A 14,502-nucleotide genomic window follows, 5' to 3' on the forward strand; every position below is an offset into this window, starting at 1 on the left:
GCCACTCGGGGGAGCGAGAAAACCCTACGGCTCGTCCGCGTGCCGGACGATGAACACGTCGTACTCCGGGTCCGAGGAGACGGGCGCGCCCACGCTGGTGATGGGCCGGGAGACCCGCCCGGCGTTCTCGGAGCCGATGAAGACGATGGAGGCCCCGACCTCGTGGGCCACCTCCCGGATGGTGCGGGCCACGTCCATCGCGGTGGAGGCGAGCGAGCTGTCGTTTCGCGGCGTCTCCAGGCGGACGGCGGCCTCGGGCGCGAGCTCGCGGGCGCGGGCGACGAGCCGCTCGGCGACGGCGTTCGGGTCGAACCCCTCGTCCACCCACCCGCGCTCGCGCGCGTACCCCCGGTCCGTCGGGACGACGGTGAGCACGAGCACCTCCTCGTCGGTGTGGTCCGCGAAGGTGAGCGCACGCTGCAGCGCGGTCCGCGAGAGCGGCGTGTCGTCGAACGGAACGAGTAAGACCATGGGTCGTGTTGTCGCTCCGAAACCTTCAACCCTGCGCGCCTGCCCCACTCCTCCCCCGAAACCGCCAGACTGGGGGCGGTTCTGGACTCAATTTGGGTCCCACCCGGCCCATCTCGGGCCCCATCTCGGCAAATCGCTTTTTAGCCTCTTGGCCTCCCGACAGCCGAGGTCCGAAATGAACGCACGAACACTCATCGGCGCGGTGCTGGCGCTGCTGACGGTCTCTTCCGGAGTCGTCGGCCTCGTCAGCGCCACCCCGACGGACGACCGAACCGACGACGAACACCCCGACGCGGCCATCGACCGCCACCTCGCGCACCTCCAGGAACGCTTCGACCTCTCAGATGCGCAGGTCGAGGAACTCCACACCCTCATCACCCGGATGCACGAGCAGGGGGCGTCGCGCGCTGAAATCAAGCGCGCCGTCATCGCCAAACTGGTGGAGTGGGACAAAGTCGAGGAGCGCGACGTGGCGAAGCGCCTCCTGAAGCACTTGCAGGAACGCTTCGATCTCACGGACGAGCAGACCCGCGAACTCGCTACGATGGCGACCCGGATGCACGAGAACGGCGCATCGAGGGACGAAATCAAGCGCGCCATCTACCTGAAGCTCGTCGCGTGGGAGAAGGTGGACGGCCACCGCGCGGACCACATCCGCGCGTTCCAGGCTGAGTTCGACCTCTCCGGACAGCAGGTCCACGAAATCCTCTCGACCGTCACCGAGATGCGCCAGGGTGGCGCGACTCACGCGGAAATTCGTGAGGCCGTCGGCCGTCAGCTCGTCAGCTACGGGGCCGACCCCGCCGACGTGAAGGAGGCCTACGCGAAGTACCGCATCCACCGGCTGGCCGAGCGCTTCGACCTCACCGAGGAGGAGACTCGCATCGTCGCGGAGACGGTCCGTGACGGTGTCGCGGCCGGTGACACCCCCGCCGAGATTCGGGAGGACGTGCGCGCCCTGCTCGAATCGTGGGGTAAGCTCGACGGCGACCGCGCGACCGACCGGCCCGTGCGTGAAACGACCACCGACCGCCCCGCTGACGCCTCCACCGACACCGCCACGCCAACTCCCGCGTAGGCCGTGTGACAGCCGCTACAGCAACGCTCGGTGAAACAGCCACCGGGCGACGACAGCCCCACCTCCACGCCGGGGGGACTGAAAGGGGCCGAGGGCTTTCGAGGTGTTGGTGTCACTGGTCGATACGACGACTCACCAGCAAGTGGGGGCTTTCGGGGCTGTTGGTGGTGGCACCCGAGGCAACCCACATCAAAACGAAAAACCACGAGACGTGACCGGCCAATCCCAGAATAAAACCAACCGCGACTTTTTATACCCGACCGGAGAACCGAATCGTAGATGCGTCGGGTGTTGTGGTGGCTCATCGGTGGCACGCGCGGTGGGAAGAACCGCGTCCGCGTCATCAGAGCCCTCCACGACACGCCGATGAACGCGAACCAACTGGCCGAACGACTGGACCTCGACTACAAGACGGTCCAGCACCACCTCGAGCTCCTGACGGAGAACAACGTACTGATGACGATGGGCGATGGCTACGGGAAGACGTACTTCCTCACCGACCGGATGGAACAGAACCTCGACGTGCTCGACGCCGTCGCGAAACAGGCGGGTGTGGAGACGGGCGTGGAGGGGGACGGATGAGCGCCGATGCCACCCGGCGGACGGTGCTCACCGTCGGCTTCGCCGCCTTCGCCGCGCTCCTCGTGACGGCGCTGTTGATGACCGCCATCGGCCCGCGACTCATCGACTCCCCGCGGCTGGCGACGCTGCTGCGCGCGAAGCTGTTCATCTCGACGTTCACGCTGCTCGTGCTCGTCGTGCTGGTCGCGGAGTACGCGGCCATCTACCGCGAGATGCCGAACCAGTTCACGCTCTCGCTTCTCCTCTTCAGCGTCTCGCTCATGCTCTACGCGTTCGCGTCGAACCCCATCCTCCCCCGGCTGCTGGGCTTCCGGACGGGAGCGGGGCTGGGGCCGTTCACGTTCCTGCCCGACCTCTTCGCCGCGATCGCGGTCGTGGTGCTGCTGTATCAGTCGAACAAGTAGCCCCTCTGCGAACGGTTCTCGCGGGTCGCAATCACACGGCGAGTACCGTTCAGAAAGCCTGAAACGGGTGGTGTCGTTATCGAGGGCAATGAGCTACAAGATCGGCCTCGTGGGGAAACCCTCCGTGGGGAAATCTACGTTCTTCAACGCGGCGACGATGAACGACGTGCCGGAGGGTGCCTACCCGTTCACGACCATCGACCCCTCCGTGGGGGAGGCGTACGTGCGGGTGCAGTGTGCCGCGCCGGAGTTCGACCAGACCTGCACCCCGAGCGTGGGCTACTGCGACGAGGGGACGCGGTTCGTCCCCGTCAAGCTCGTCGACGTGGCGGGGCTCATCCCCGGCGCACACGAGGGGAAGGGGCTCGGCAACCAGTTCCTCACCGACCTGAACGAGGCGGACGTGCTCGTCCACGTCGTCGACTTCTCGGGGAAGACGGACGCCGAGGGTGAGGCCACGGAGGGCCACGACCCGCGAGAGGATATCGCGTTCTTGGAGGAGGAGCTCGACATGTGGTACCTCGAAATCATGGAGAAGGGGTTAGAGAAGTACGCCAACGCCTACGACAAGGAGAACACCGATATCGAGGTCGTGCTCGCCGAGCAGATGTCCGCGTTCAAGACGAACAAAGACGAGGTGAAGAAACTCATCCTCCGACTGGACCTCTCGCTCGACCCCACGGAGTGGGACGACGACGACGTGTTCGCGCTGGCCCAGGAGATCCGAAAGGAGACGAAGCCCATCGTCATCGCGGCGAACAAACTCGACACGCCCGAAGGCCAGGCGAACTACGAGGAGATCAGCGACGACCCCGACTACGAGCATCTCACCATCGTTCCCGCGAGCGCGCACGCGGAGAAGGCGCTGAAGAACGCCGACGAGGCCGGCGTGGTCGACTACACGCCCGGTGCCGAGGATTTCGATATCACGGGCGACCTCTCGGACGAGCAGGAACAGGGGCTCGAACGGATCCGCACCTTCATCGACGCCTATGGGGGAACGGGCGTCCAGCAGTCGCTCGAAGCGGCGCTGTTCGACGTGCTCGGCCTGATGGCGGTGTTCCCCGGCACCGCGAACGGGAAGGGCGACGAGAAGGGGACGTTCCGCGACTGCTTCCTCCTGCCCGACACCTCCACCACGTCGGATTTCGCCTACCACATCCACTCGGACATCGGCGACGGCCTGCTCCACGGCATCGACTGCCGGAACGGGCGGCAGGTCGGCGGGAGCCACGAGCTCGACCACCGCGACGTGGTCGAACTCATCACGACCGCCCAGTAACTCAGGCGAGCAGCACGGAGGTGTTCCAGAGCGTCACGACGGTCCCCACGAGGGTCACGGCGAGCGGGACGGCGATCTTTCCGCGGGTGTGTGCGACCCGCCACACGAGGTAGAAGAGTCCAAAGGTGAGCAGTTTGAGGACGACGAGTCCCAGATAGCCGTGGCTCCCCACGAACGCCCCGGCGATGGGGCCGGCTTCGGCGCCGCGGTCCGTCGCGAGGCCGATGTACGTCGTGACGAGGTCGCCGACGCCGTAGGTGAGGACGGCGGCGACCCAGAGCCGACGGCTCACGCCGGGGACAGAAGCAGCACCGACGCGGCCGCAGTCAGCAGCGTCAACGCCCCCAGCAGAATGAACTCCGTCGTCGGCGCGAGTCCCCGTGTGGTCTGGCTGGTCATACGACTCCTGTGCGTCTCCCGTAATTAAACCCCGGTCCAGTATCGAGACGTGAACCCCGACTCATCGTGGGGTCACCGGTAGAGCGAGAGGTAGATCATCGTGAAGCCGACGATGAAGGGGACGGTCTCCGCGATCTGGAACAGCGTCGTCGCTTGCGTGACGGCCGCGGCCAGCTGGGTGTTCAGGTTCGTCACGGCGACGCCCATCGAAATGAACGCGAAGCCGATGAAGGCGTACTGGAGTCGCTGGCCGCCGCGCTGGCTGTACGCCTGGAAACTGATGAGCGTGAGGCCGAGCGAGAGGCCGAAGAGGACGAGCCGCATGAGCGCGAGGACGATGACTGCGACATCTATCATGCAGGAAGGGCCGCGGGGAGGGGCTTAGTTCATTCGCCAGCTACACTCACTCGCCGGCGAGGTCGTCCCACAACCGGGAGAAGCGGTCGGGGACGTTCTCCTTCCGGTAGATACGCACCTGGTACTCGTCGTCCTTCAGTGCGATGACGGTGCTGTCGAAGTTGCACTCGTAGACGTTGTAGTGGTTCCCGTCCTCCGCCACCGCCGTTGCCTCCGTGACGAGGTCGTGTTCCTGCAGGAGCTCGAGCCGCCGATAGATGGTCGGCAAGGAGAGCTCACACTCCGCGGCGAGCTCCTTGGCAGGGCGCGGCTGGCGACTGATCGCGGCGAGGACCGTCCGAGCGTGTTTATCGCCGATGGTATCGAGGACCTCCTCGATACTCCGTTCTCGTGCCACATCGGGGATACCACATGCGGGGATAAAGTACTTCAGATACCTGTAACCCGTGGGACAACTGTCGGGCTACGGCAACGTCACGGTGTAGGTCCGTTCTGAGCCGTCGGCGAACTCCAGCGTGAAGACCACGCTCTCGCCGCTGAGGTCGACCGGCGAGCCACCGACCCTGAAGTCCCGAATCGTGACTGTCTCCCCGTCGGTGAGACTGATGGTCGGTGAGAGGGCGTAGGTCGTCCCGACGTCCATCACGCCGTTGAAGCCACCTGTTCCGGAGGATTCGTCGACTTCCTGCCCGCTGAACTGGACGGTGTCGGCACCGACGGAGGTCCCTTCGATGGTGATGTCCGTGACCGTCCGTGGATCGCTGGTGACGACGAACTCGACCGCCATCCCGCTGTTGCCGCTCCCGACGGTGCTCACGGAGCGGATGCCGACACGGTCGGCATCCGACAGCAGGTTGGAATCGTCTTCTATTTTGAACACGTATCTCGAGACGTCTCCGTTGTCGTATCTCACCGCCAGCGTGAGTTCCGGGGTTTGTGAGTTCTCCGCACCGATTAGCGTGAGGTCGACCTGAGCGTCCTCACTGCCCCCCGAGGGAACCGTGTACGTCGAAGGTAACGAAATGTACGAGCCACCGACGGGAAGGTCGACACCTTCGAACTCGACGGATTCCACACCACTACCGCTCGAAATGAGCCTGGCTGATACCGCTTCACGGGCCGTCGATCCGGTGTTTTCGAAGGTCAGAGTGGCGCTCTTTTTATTGTTCGCGGCGTCAACCTCTGACAACAACACACCGGAGTTGTAGCCGCTGTTGATCCACTCGTCGCCGATGGATTCGGTGGTGGCTTCACTGACGCCGACGGTGAACACGGCCCGTTCGGCGGCCGACCCACCGCTGTTGATGGTCGCGGTGGCGAACGCCGTCCCGGTGCTGCTCGGCGTGAACGTCACGGTCGCTTGCCCGTTCGCGTCCGTCGTCACCGTCCCCGTGTCGAACGTCCCGCCGCTGGAGGAGAAGGACACCTTCTCGTTGGCGACGGGGTTGTTGAACTGGTCTCGCACCTCGACGGTGAGCTCGGTGGCCTCGATGCGGGCGAGTTCGATCGTCTGGTCGGTGACGGGAGTGAGGTAGCTCGCATCCGGGGGTGAGATGCCGGAGCCGACCGCGACGGCCGCCAGCCGGAGCTGATAGCTCTTGCCCGGAACCAGCGTGATGTCGACGGTGTTCGGCTGTGCGCCGGCCGCCACTGACTGGACGTTCCCACCGTTCGCCGAGAGCTCGTCCTCGAGGATGGCCTCCCACTGAGCGGCCGAGAGCTCGGTCGTGATGGTGACCGTGATGGGACTCCCCGTGTCGGCGACGGTCACGGTCCGCGAGGGCGCGGACAGCGGCACCACGTCCAGCGAGAGCGGTGTCGCCTGGCTCACGTCGCGGCTCCCCTGAATCGCGACGAGGTTGATGCGGTTCCCGTCGACGATGCTGTCACCGCCCACGACGTTGGCGTTCCCGTTCTCGAAGACGTTCAGGACGGTCCCGGACGCGTAGCGGACGTCCGGTGCCCCCTGGTAGACGTTGTACGAGGAGCGGTAGGTGATCGCCTGGGAGCTGAAACTCCTCGCCGTGCCGTCCCAGTAGTCGCCGACCTCACCCGTGGCCTGCGCGTTCGTGATGGTGAACGTCGCGTCCTCGCTGGTCGACAGGGTGCCGGAGACCGGCGGGGGGTTGAACAGCAGGAAGCGGTTGGGGTAGTAGAGCCCCATGTCGATGACGCTCAACTGGTTGCTTCCGGAGCCAGCGACGGAGTCGATGTCGTCCGCGAGCTGGAGCATATCGCCCTGCACCTGCTGGCTGTGCTGGAACTCCACCTGTTCGTTCGCGCTCGGTACCGCCGTCGCTTGCACGATGATGAGCAGTGAGATGAGAAGCCCGAAGAGGAGAATCGCCCCCAGGAGCTCGGACACACCCCGGTCGTCGCGGAAATCCATTGTGGTATACATGACGTTTGTATTTAAATCAGTTTGCTCGGAGTCAGACGAACGCGAACGCCACCGTCGCGAGGCCGACGAGGAAGATCGCGTACTTCAGTCCGGACAACAGCGTGTTGTCGGCCAGCTTCCCGGCGAGCAGACCCGACCCGAACCCCTGGATCACCGCGGAGTGGAAGAAGATGGCCTGATAGGTCGCGACGGGGACGTTCGTGAACGACAGCGGGACCTGCGTGCCGTCGGGTCCGGGGTCCCCCTGGCCCGCCGCGGCCTCGGCGATGGGGCCGAGGTAGGCGGCGTCCAGAAGCAGGACGACGAGCAGGTAGACCAGATAGCCGATGACGACGATGGCGATGTAGGAGGTCATCTCCCGCGTGCGCGCCCGCTCCAGCTTGTACCGGGCACGGGCGTCCTCCGCCGCGATGGAGAGGACCCGCGAGAGGTCACCCGTGGATTCGAGCCCCTCCGCGAGCAGGCGTGTCGTCCGTGCGAGCTGGGGGATGCGCAGCCGCGAGCCGAACGCGAGCAGCGCGCCGGACGTGTCGTTGTTCCAGATGATGTCGTTGCGGACCTTCCGGAGCTCGCTGGCGACCAGCCCCGAGGAGGAACGGACGACGAGGCTCAACCCGTCGGTGAGGGTGATCCCCATCTTGTTCGCGGACGAGAGGATGTTCAGCGTGTCCGGGAGCCGGCGGGACATGATGTTCTCGCGGCGACTGCGGCGCTCGTGGTAGTACGAGAGCGGGATCGTCGCGATGAGCAGCGGCACCACGACCAGCCCGACGGTCGTGAGCAGCGGGAGCTCGATGAACGCGTCCATCGAGATCGGGACGGTCCCGGAGAACACGAGGACGGCCATGAAGAACAACGCCCCCGGGACGGAGAGCGCGAGGACGTACAGCGGCTCCTGTCGGACCGGTTCGAGGGGGTTCGCCAGGTACTCCTTGATGACGTCGAGCCGACGCTGCTTCTGGTAGGCCTCGAAGCGCTCGTCGGCCTCGACGAGTTCCGCGGGGACGTCGAACCGCGACCGCGACGGCGCGTCGACACGCCCCTTCTGGACGTACGGCTCCGAGAGCGTGCTGATGAGGACGAGGAACGCCACCATCCCGACGGGGATGACGGCGTAGACGAGCAGCGAGATCTGCGTGAGCGTGTTCCCGCCGACCAGCGAGATGACGACGAGGATGACGACGAGGAACAGCGGTGCGGCGACGAAGCCGACGATGAACACCTCGGACATGATCGAGAGCGTCTCTAAGAAGTCCTCCTGTGAGTCCATCGCCTCCTCCAGGTACCCCTGCGCCTCGCTCTCGAGGAAGGGGGTCACCTCACCGCCGGAGTCGAGCACCGAGAGCAGGTCGTCGAGGAACTGCTCGAAGTTGTCCGACGGCGTGAGGTTCCGGGTGTTCGCCAGCGCCGTGATGAGGTCGTTCCCGAAGATCTCGATGTCCCGGACGATCTGGTCGGACTCCAGTGCCATCTCGCCGTAGGTGTCCTCCGCCTCCGAGATGGAGCGTATCACGTCTGTGAGCGCCATCCCACCGTACGACAGCGCGTACATGTAGACGATGGCGTGAGGAAGCATCACGTCGATCTTCTGGGTGCGGGTGACGACCTTCGAGGCGGGGTAGTACTTCAACAGCGCCCAGGTGACGCCGCCGAACAGCCCGCCCAGCATCAGCGTCAGCGCGAGGCCGCCGAAGAACACGCGGTACTGCCCGACGAACGAGGCGACGGGGCCGGTGATACCGTACGGTGACTCGATGGTGCCGAGCACGCCCGAGACGGACAGCGCGAAGGTGAGCGCGATACCGAGCAGCGCCCCGACGATACCGACGGCGATGGCGTACAGCGCGCTGTTCGCGAGGTACTCGTCGTAGGAGATCGCCATCCGGGCCTGGTTGAGCGTCCGCTGGTAGTCCGCGTAGTCCGCGGGGCGCGACCGGAAGTACGCCCGCAGGTAGCCGAACTGCTCGCGGTACACCTGCACGTCGTCCTTCGTGGGGTCGCGAAGCCCGCCGAGCCCTTCGAGGGCGTACTCCGGCGGGGGGTTGACCTCCATGTCCTCGGCCCGGTCGAGCGACGCGGAGCCGCCGGGGAACTCCCGTGGCCGGTCGTCGGGCGTGATGACGCCGTCGAAGAGGTCGAACAGGACGCCGATGCGTTCGTCGGAGGCGGTGTGGTCGTAGCCGCCGTCCTCGCGCGTCGCCGTCGTCGAGTCGTGGTCGAACTCGAATCCGCCGAACTCCTTCTCGCCGGACTCCTTCTCGCCGGACTCCTTCCCGTCGACCCCCTTCTCGTCGACCCCCTTCCCGTCGCTCATGGCTGGGGTGTCACCGAGTAGCCGTGACGCATGACCTGTCCGACGACGTACTCGGGGTCCTTCGCGTAGAGCTGGATGACCGCGGCCACGTCGCGGTAGTCACGCACGTCCTCCTCGACGAGGAACCGGAGGATGGCCTCGCGGCGGGCGATCTCCTCGGTCAGCATCTCGTCGGACCAGCCGCGCTCCTCGGCGATCTGCTGCATCACCACGGAGTCACCCACCTGTTCGTGGGTGTCGTTGCGGGCATCCCGCTTGAAGATGTTGCGCGTCCGCAGCGCCATCGGGTCGTTCTCCGGCGGGTCGAGCATCTCCGTCACCTGCTGGTTCCGGCGGACGCGGCTCTCGCCGACGTACGTCTGCTTCTGGATGGAGATGATGTCGAGGTCCTGGATCATCGCCCGCGGCACGGACAGCGGGGGGTTCTGCAGGCGATTGAGTACGGTGTCGATGGAGTCCGCGTGCATCGTCGTGTAGGCCGTGTGGCCCGTCCCCATCGCCTGGAAGAAGGTGAGTGCGACACGCTCTTCGGTCCGGATCTCACCGACCAGCAGGTACTCCGGGCGCTGCCGGAGCGCGGCCTGCAGGAGCCGGTACATCGTCACCTCACCGCGGCTCTCGTTCGAGGCAGACGAGCGGGTGACCGACTGGATCCAGTTGTCGTGCGGGAGGTCGATCTCGCGGGTGTCCTCGATGGTGATGACCTTCGAGTTCGGCGGGATGAAGAACGAAACCGCGTTCATCGAAGAGGTCTTCCCCGAGCCGGTCCCGCCCGCGAAGACGAGCGATTTGTTCGACTCGATGGCGAGCCAGAAGTACGCCATCTGCTCTAAGGAGAAGGTGTTCCAGTTGACGAGGTCGACCGGCGAGAACGGCACGTCGGAGAACTTCCGGATGGTGAAGTTCGAGCCGCGCGTCGAGATCTCCCCGCCGAGCGTCAACTGAAGCCGTGAGCCGTCCGGCAGCGTGGCGTCGAGCAGGGGGTCCGAGACGGAGATCTGCTTGCCGGCACGCTGGGCGAGCCGGACGGTGTACGAGGAGAGCCGGTCCTTGGAGAACTCCACGTTCGTCTCCAGATCGCGGTAGGCGCGGTGGTAGACGTAGACGGGGACCCCGGCCCCGTCACAGGAGATGTCCTCGACCGCGCTGTCGCGCATGATCGGGTCGATGGGGCCGAACTCGATGAAGTCGCGCCGGAGGTAGTAGAGCAGTTTGTGCATCGATCCGGCGCTGACGCTCTTCGCGTGGTTCACGACGAGGTCGGTCACCTCCTCCTCGAAGACGCGCTCTTTGTCCCCACGGTCGTCCACGTCCTGATACATCAGGCTGTTGCGCAGGTACTCGATGAGGTCCTGGCGGACGTAGCGTTCGAACTCGTCGAGGTCGGGCTCGCCCACGCGGTAGCGGTACTCGCGTTCCCGTGGGTCGTAGAGGACGGAGATGTACGCGTACGGCTCGTTCACCCACTGGCGTTCGACCTCCTCGAAGCGGTCGAGATAGTCGAAATCGAAGAACGCCTCCTCGAGGAACAGCTCGTCCGGCCTGCCCAGTCGGTCGTCGGCGTGCTCCGCGAAGTAGGCTTTCACGTCGCCGATGATCTCCTCGCGGATACCGGCCTGGTCCGGAACGTCGGGGTCGGTGAGCTCTTCGCGGTCCCCCCCGAGGACGGCGATCGCACGCTGGCCGACCGAGTCCCCGAGGTCACCGTCCTCGGGGAGCTCCCGGTCGTCGTCCGTCGTGGTGATGCCCGGCGCGCGGTCGGGCGCGGTTTCGACTGGTGCGTCGATGAACAGCCCCGAGAACGCCTCCCCCTCATCGGTGGTCTGGCCATCGGCGGCGGTACCACCGTCGGACTGCCCCTCCCCGTCCCCGCGGTCGGGGTCTCGTTCATCACTCATAAGATATGTACCACACAGCCGTCGAGGACTAAGACTTTTCGTGCAGAAACATCACGTAGCTTAAGGATTCCGGGGCGGCGCGCCCCGTTTCTTCCCCGATCGACTACTCGACGGTGTTCCGGAGGACGCCGATCCCCTCGTACTCGATTGCGATCTCGTCGCCGCGCTCTAAGAGCCCGGGGTTCGCCGGGCTGCCGAAGGAGATGACATCGCCGGGGTGGAACGTGAACCGTTCGGAGAGGAAGGCGATGACCTCCCGTGGCTTGATGAACATGTTCGCCGTGTTGTCCTCCTGGCGCAGTTCGCCGTTGATGTGGGTGGTCATGTCGAGCCCCACCGGGTCGACCTCGGTGTCGATGACGGGACCGAGCGGGGCGCTCCCGTCGAACGCCTTCCGGGCCGTGCGGCGCTCCTGGTCCAGACAGTCGAGGTCGTTCAGGATGGTGTAGCCGCGGACGGCGTCGTCCACCTCGTCTTCCGAGAGCTCGTGACACGCCACGTCGATGACGGCCGCCAGCTCCCCCGCGTAGGTGAGCTCCTCGGTGAACGACGGGTACTCGATGGGGCCGTCGGGATCACACAGCGAAGTCGGGCCCTTGATGAAGAAGTCCGGCTCCTCGGGCACGTCGTACCCCATCTGGTCGACCTTCTCGCCGTAGTTCCGCCCGACGCAGTAGAAGACGCGCGGCACACAGGGGGCCTTCAGCGTCGCGTCCTCGCCGACCGTGTACGTCCCCTCGTCGGTCGTGACCGTCCCGTCGTCGTACTCGCCGTCGAGAACCCCGTCCGCCGTCTCGATGCGTGCCAGTTTCATGCAGGGTGGGACACGCGAGGCGACAAACGGCTTCCGGTTCACTACGGGGTGTGTTAACACACAATCGTTTTCTCTCCGCCGGCCGAACAGACCAGTATGGCAGCAGCACCGAGTTTCACGACACGGTATTCGTTCGAGGGGGCGTCACCCGAGGTCCACGAGGACGCCTCGGTCGCCCGCGAGTCGACGCTCGTCGGGGACGTGACGGTCGCCGCGGACGCGAGCATCTGGCCGGGCGCACGCCTGCGCGGTGACATCGGGCCCGTCTCGGTCGGTGAGGAGTCACACGTCGGGGAGAACGCCACGCTCCACGCCTCCACGGTGGGCGACCGGGTGATGGTCGGCAACGGCGCGGTCATCAACGACTCGACGGTCGAGGACGGGGCGCTCGTCGGCTTCAACGCCGTCGTCGACGAGTCCACGGTGGGCGAGGGGAGCGTCGTCGCCTCGGGGGCCGTCGTCACCCCCGGAACGACCATCCCGCCCGAGTCGTTCGTCTACGGGAGCCCCGCGTCGGTCCGGCCGCTCTCGGAGACGACCATCGACACGGACCGGCTGTTCGAGCGGTACCACTCCGGCGAGTACGCGAACCTCGCGAACCGCCACGAGGACCTGTTCGAGTGACCCTCCCCTTCTTCAGACCGGCTCGATGAGCGAGGCGTCGTCGTTCGCGGGGCTGTTCACCCGCGTCGAGACCGGATACGCCCGCATCCGGTCGCTCGGGTAGGGCGTAAGCAGCTCCTCGTCCGGCCGTTCGAGCCACTCGCGTTCCCGCCCCTTCGGGAGGATGACGGCCATCCGGTGGTGGAGCTCCCCGACGAGGTCGTTCGGTTCGGTGGTGAGGATCGTGAACGTCTCCTCGGGCTCCGGTCCGCCGGTGGGGCCGCTACCGCCGAAATCGCCGAGCCCCGTCTGTTGCTGCTCCGGCACGCGCCGCTCCCACAGTCCCGCCATCGCGAACGGCTCGTCATCTTCCAAGGCGACGCGGTGCGGCTGTTTCCCCTCCTCCGTCTCCACCCACTCGTAAAAGCCGTCGGCGAAGACGAGACACCGCCGGCGCTGGTAGGCCTCCCGGAACGCGGGCTTCTCGTCCGCCGTCTCGGCCCGGGCGTTGATGAGCCCGGAGAAGCCGTCGTCCGCCCACTCGGGGACGAGCCCCCACGTCTGGAGGCTGACCCGCTCGGGGTCGTGGTTCGTCACGACGGGCAGCGACTGCGAGGGCGCGAGGTTGTATCGGGGCTCCCAGTCGACGTCGAACGTCACGTCGAACCGGTCTTCGAGCTCGGCAGGGGGCGTGAAAAGCGAATAGCGGCCGCACATGACGCTGTGTTATCCTGCCGTCGCGTTAAGTCCTCCTCTCGTGTTGGTGATTCGGAGGTGAGGGGGGTGGATGAATGAGTGCGACAGCTGACAGCACTACCTCGAAAGCCCCTCAAAATTTCACCGTGGGGTGGGACTTTCGAGGTAGTGTTGCCGGACCCGTTATCTCTGATTCACAACCGAACTGGAGCGTTCGCGATGGCCACTCGAACGAAACCCCATGCACGAGGCCACAGATCGACGAATACACCCCAAATACGCCCCGCGAATTTAAACGGGAGAACGACGAACCATGACCCAGAGTCTCATGGCGAGCGACGAACCGGAGTTCCGGACGGCCGCGGAGCTGGCAGCCGAGCAGGCGGCCGCGGGGCCGGACTTCACCATCACCGAGCGGCCGACGCGCCGCTATCCGCGGGGTGGTGGGGTGGAGTACGAGGGGCAGATGGTGTTCACGCTCGTGCCCACGCCCGAGCGGTCGGACGATACGCTCGCGGCGCTCGTCGAGTCCGTTCTCGACGAGGAGCCGTACACCTACGGGGACTGGTTCGACCTGCCGATGCCGCTGTATCTGGTCCACGACGACGAGACGGGGGATACCTTCCGGGTCGCCGTTCGCGACGGGCGGGTGGAGTTCCATATCCTCCCCGCGACGGGGGAGGCGGGACTCCACGCGCTGTACGACCGGCTGGTCGCGGCGAGCGACGCGCGGTGGCACGTCGACCGGCGTTAGTCCTGCGAGAGGCCGAACCCGATGACGAGGAACGCCAGCGCGAGCACGAGATGGAGGAGGTTGTCCGCGAAATTGATGTTCAGGAGGCTGGCGGCGAAGCCGGTCGCGACGAAGCCGATGACCGTCACGAGCAGGTACGTCACGCCGAGCACCTTGCTGTACGTGCCGGCGTACTTCCCGCCCGCGGCGTAGCCCGCGGCGAGGCCGGCCAGTCCGGAGCCGAGGTGGACCACGTCGTGGAGGTAGTTCCGGCCGAAGACGACGAGCTCGCCGTTCGCGCCGCCGAGCGCCGGGCCGAGGACGCCGACGAGCGCGAGCACGCCGCCGAAGACGATGGCGGCCGTCGTCTGGATACCGTTCGATTCGGGGGTCTGTACGGTGGCGGTTTCAGTGGCCATGGTACGTGTTGACGGAGCACGAATCAGATAAAAGCGATTTTCCCAAGACTC

General features: G+C 65.9%; 16 protein-coding genes. 6 read left to right on the forward strand and 10 right to left on the reverse strand.

Features of this window, described 5'->3' with window-relative positions; genetic code table 11:
* Positions 1–24 precede the first annotated feature (24 nt).
* Positions 25–471, reverse strand: a complete 447-nt coding sequence (locus tag ACQUQR_RS04165) for a universal stress protein (protein ID WP_435194969.1) — start codon at positions 469–471, stop codon at positions 25–27.
* A 175-nt stretch (positions 472–646) separates the two neighbouring features.
* On the opposite strand from ACQUQR_RS04165, the gene ACQUQR_RS04170 reads away from it, so the two are divergent.
* From ACQUQR_RS04170 to ACQUQR_RS04185, 4 genes are all read left to right on the forward strand, one after another.
* Complete coding sequence (locus ACQUQR_RS04170) at positions 647–1,549, forward strand: hypothetical protein (protein ID WP_435194970.1); 903 nt, start codon at positions 647–649, stop codon at positions 1,547–1,549.
* Positions 1,550–1,828: 279 nt separating this feature from the next.
* A complete protein-coding gene (locus tag ACQUQR_RS04175) occupies positions 1,829–2,131 on the forward strand; it encodes an ArsR/SmtB family transcription factor (protein ID WP_435194972.1) in 303 nt (100 codons plus the stop codon).
* The gene (locus tag ACQUQR_RS04180; protein WP_435194974.1) at positions 2,128–2,535 is read left to right on the forward strand and encodes a hypothetical protein; all 408 of its coding nucleotides are present in this window, start codon (positions 2,128–2,130) and stop codon (positions 2,533–2,535) included. Before ACQUQR_RS04175 ends, ACQUQR_RS04180 begins: the two co-directional genes overlap by 4 nt.
* Positions 2,536–2,623: 88 nt before the next feature.
* Positions 2,624–3,817 (forward strand): redox-regulated ATPase YchF, encoded by a 1,194-nt coding sequence (locus ACQUQR_RS04185; protein ID WP_435194975.1) that lies wholly within the window; start codon positions 2,624–2,626, stop codon positions 3,815–3,817.
* Position 3,818: 1 nt separating this feature from the next.
* Here ACQUQR_RS04185 and ACQUQR_RS04190 read toward each other — a convergent pair whose 3' ends face one another.
* The 7 genes from ACQUQR_RS04190 to ACQUQR_RS04220 all read right to left on the reverse strand — a co-directional run bounded on the left by ACQUQR_RS04190 (position 3,819) and on the right by ACQUQR_RS04220 (position 12,000).
* Positions 3,819–4,109 (reverse strand): DUF5658 family protein, encoded by a 291-nt coding sequence (locus tag ACQUQR_RS04190; RefSeq protein ID WP_435194977.1) that lies wholly within the window; start codon positions 4,107–4,109, stop codon positions 3,819–3,821.
* A 179-nt stretch (positions 4,110–4,288) separates the two neighbouring features.
* Positions 4,289–4,573, reverse strand: a complete 285-nt coding sequence (locus ACQUQR_RS04195; protein WP_435194979.1) for a DUF7521 family protein — start codon at positions 4,571–4,573, stop codon at positions 4,289–4,291.
* A gap of 46 nt (positions 4,574–4,619) precedes the next feature.
* The gene (locus ACQUQR_RS04200) at positions 4,620–4,970 is read right to left on the reverse strand and encodes a helix-turn-helix domain-containing protein (RefSeq protein ID WP_435194981.1); all 351 of its coding nucleotides are present in this window, start codon (positions 4,968–4,970) and stop codon (positions 4,620–4,622) included.
* A gap of 66 nt (positions 4,971–5,036) precedes the next feature.
* Entirely contained in the window at positions 5,037–6,962 is a 1,926-nt protein-coding gene (locus tag ACQUQR_RS04205) for an Ig-like domain-containing protein (protein ID WP_435194982.1), read from the reverse strand.
* A gap of 43 nt (positions 6,963–7,005) precedes the next feature.
* The gene (locus ACQUQR_RS04210; RefSeq protein ID WP_435194984.1) at positions 7,006–9,288 is read right to left on the reverse strand and encodes a type II secretion system F family protein; all 2,283 of its coding nucleotides are present in this window, start codon (positions 9,286–9,288) and stop codon (positions 7,006–7,008) included.
* Positions 9,285–11,186, reverse strand: a complete 1,902-nt coding sequence (locus ACQUQR_RS04215) for a type II/IV secretion system ATPase subunit (protein ID WP_435194986.1) — start codon at positions 11,184–11,186, stop codon at positions 9,285–9,287. The genes ACQUQR_RS04210 and ACQUQR_RS04215 overlap by 4 nt, the downstream gene beginning before the upstream one ends.
* Positions 11,187–11,289: 103 nt before the next feature.
* Positions 11,290–12,000, reverse strand: coding sequence for a fumarylacetoacetate hydrolase family protein (locus ACQUQR_RS04220; protein WP_435194988.1), 711 nt, complete (start codon positions 11,998–12,000; stop codon positions 11,290–11,292).
* A gap of 96 nt (positions 12,001–12,096) precedes the next feature.
* Between ACQUQR_RS04220 and ACQUQR_RS04225 the strand changes: the two genes are divergently transcribed.
* Positions 12,097–12,624 (forward strand): gamma carbonic anhydrase family protein, encoded by a 528-nt coding sequence (locus ACQUQR_RS04225; protein ID WP_435194990.1) that lies wholly within the window; start codon positions 12,097–12,099, stop codon positions 12,622–12,624.
* A gap of 12 nt (positions 12,625–12,636) precedes the next feature.
* Here the strand turns inward: ACQUQR_RS04225 and ACQUQR_RS04230 are convergent, their stop codons facing one another.
* Positions 12,637–13,320 carry an SOS response-associated peptidase gene (locus ACQUQR_RS04230; RefSeq protein ID WP_435194992.1) on the reverse strand — a complete coding sequence of 228 codons (684 nt, stop codon included), beginning with the start codon at positions 13,318–13,320 and terminating at the stop codon, positions 12,637–12,639.
* A gap of 292 nt (positions 13,321–13,612) precedes the next feature.
* Here ACQUQR_RS04230 and ACQUQR_RS04235 point away from each other — a divergent pair, with 292 nt between their 5' ends.
* Positions 13,613–14,053 (forward strand): hypothetical protein, encoded by a 441-nt coding sequence (locus tag ACQUQR_RS04235; RefSeq protein ID WP_435194993.1) that lies wholly within the window; start codon positions 13,613–13,615, stop codon positions 14,051–14,053.
* Here the strand turns inward: ACQUQR_RS04235 and ACQUQR_RS04240 are convergent.
* Positions 14,050–14,451, reverse strand: a complete 402-nt coding sequence (locus ACQUQR_RS04240; protein WP_435194995.1) for a DUF4383 domain-containing protein — start codon at positions 14,449–14,451, stop codon at positions 14,050–14,052. The genes ACQUQR_RS04235 and ACQUQR_RS04240 overlap by 4 nt on opposite strands.
* Positions 14,452–14,502 lie beyond the last annotated feature (51 nt).

This window comes from Natronomonas sp. EA1, from assembly GCF_051195035.1.
GTDB lineage: Archaea > Halobacteriota > Halobacteria > Halobacteriales > Haloarculaceae > JBNTJV01.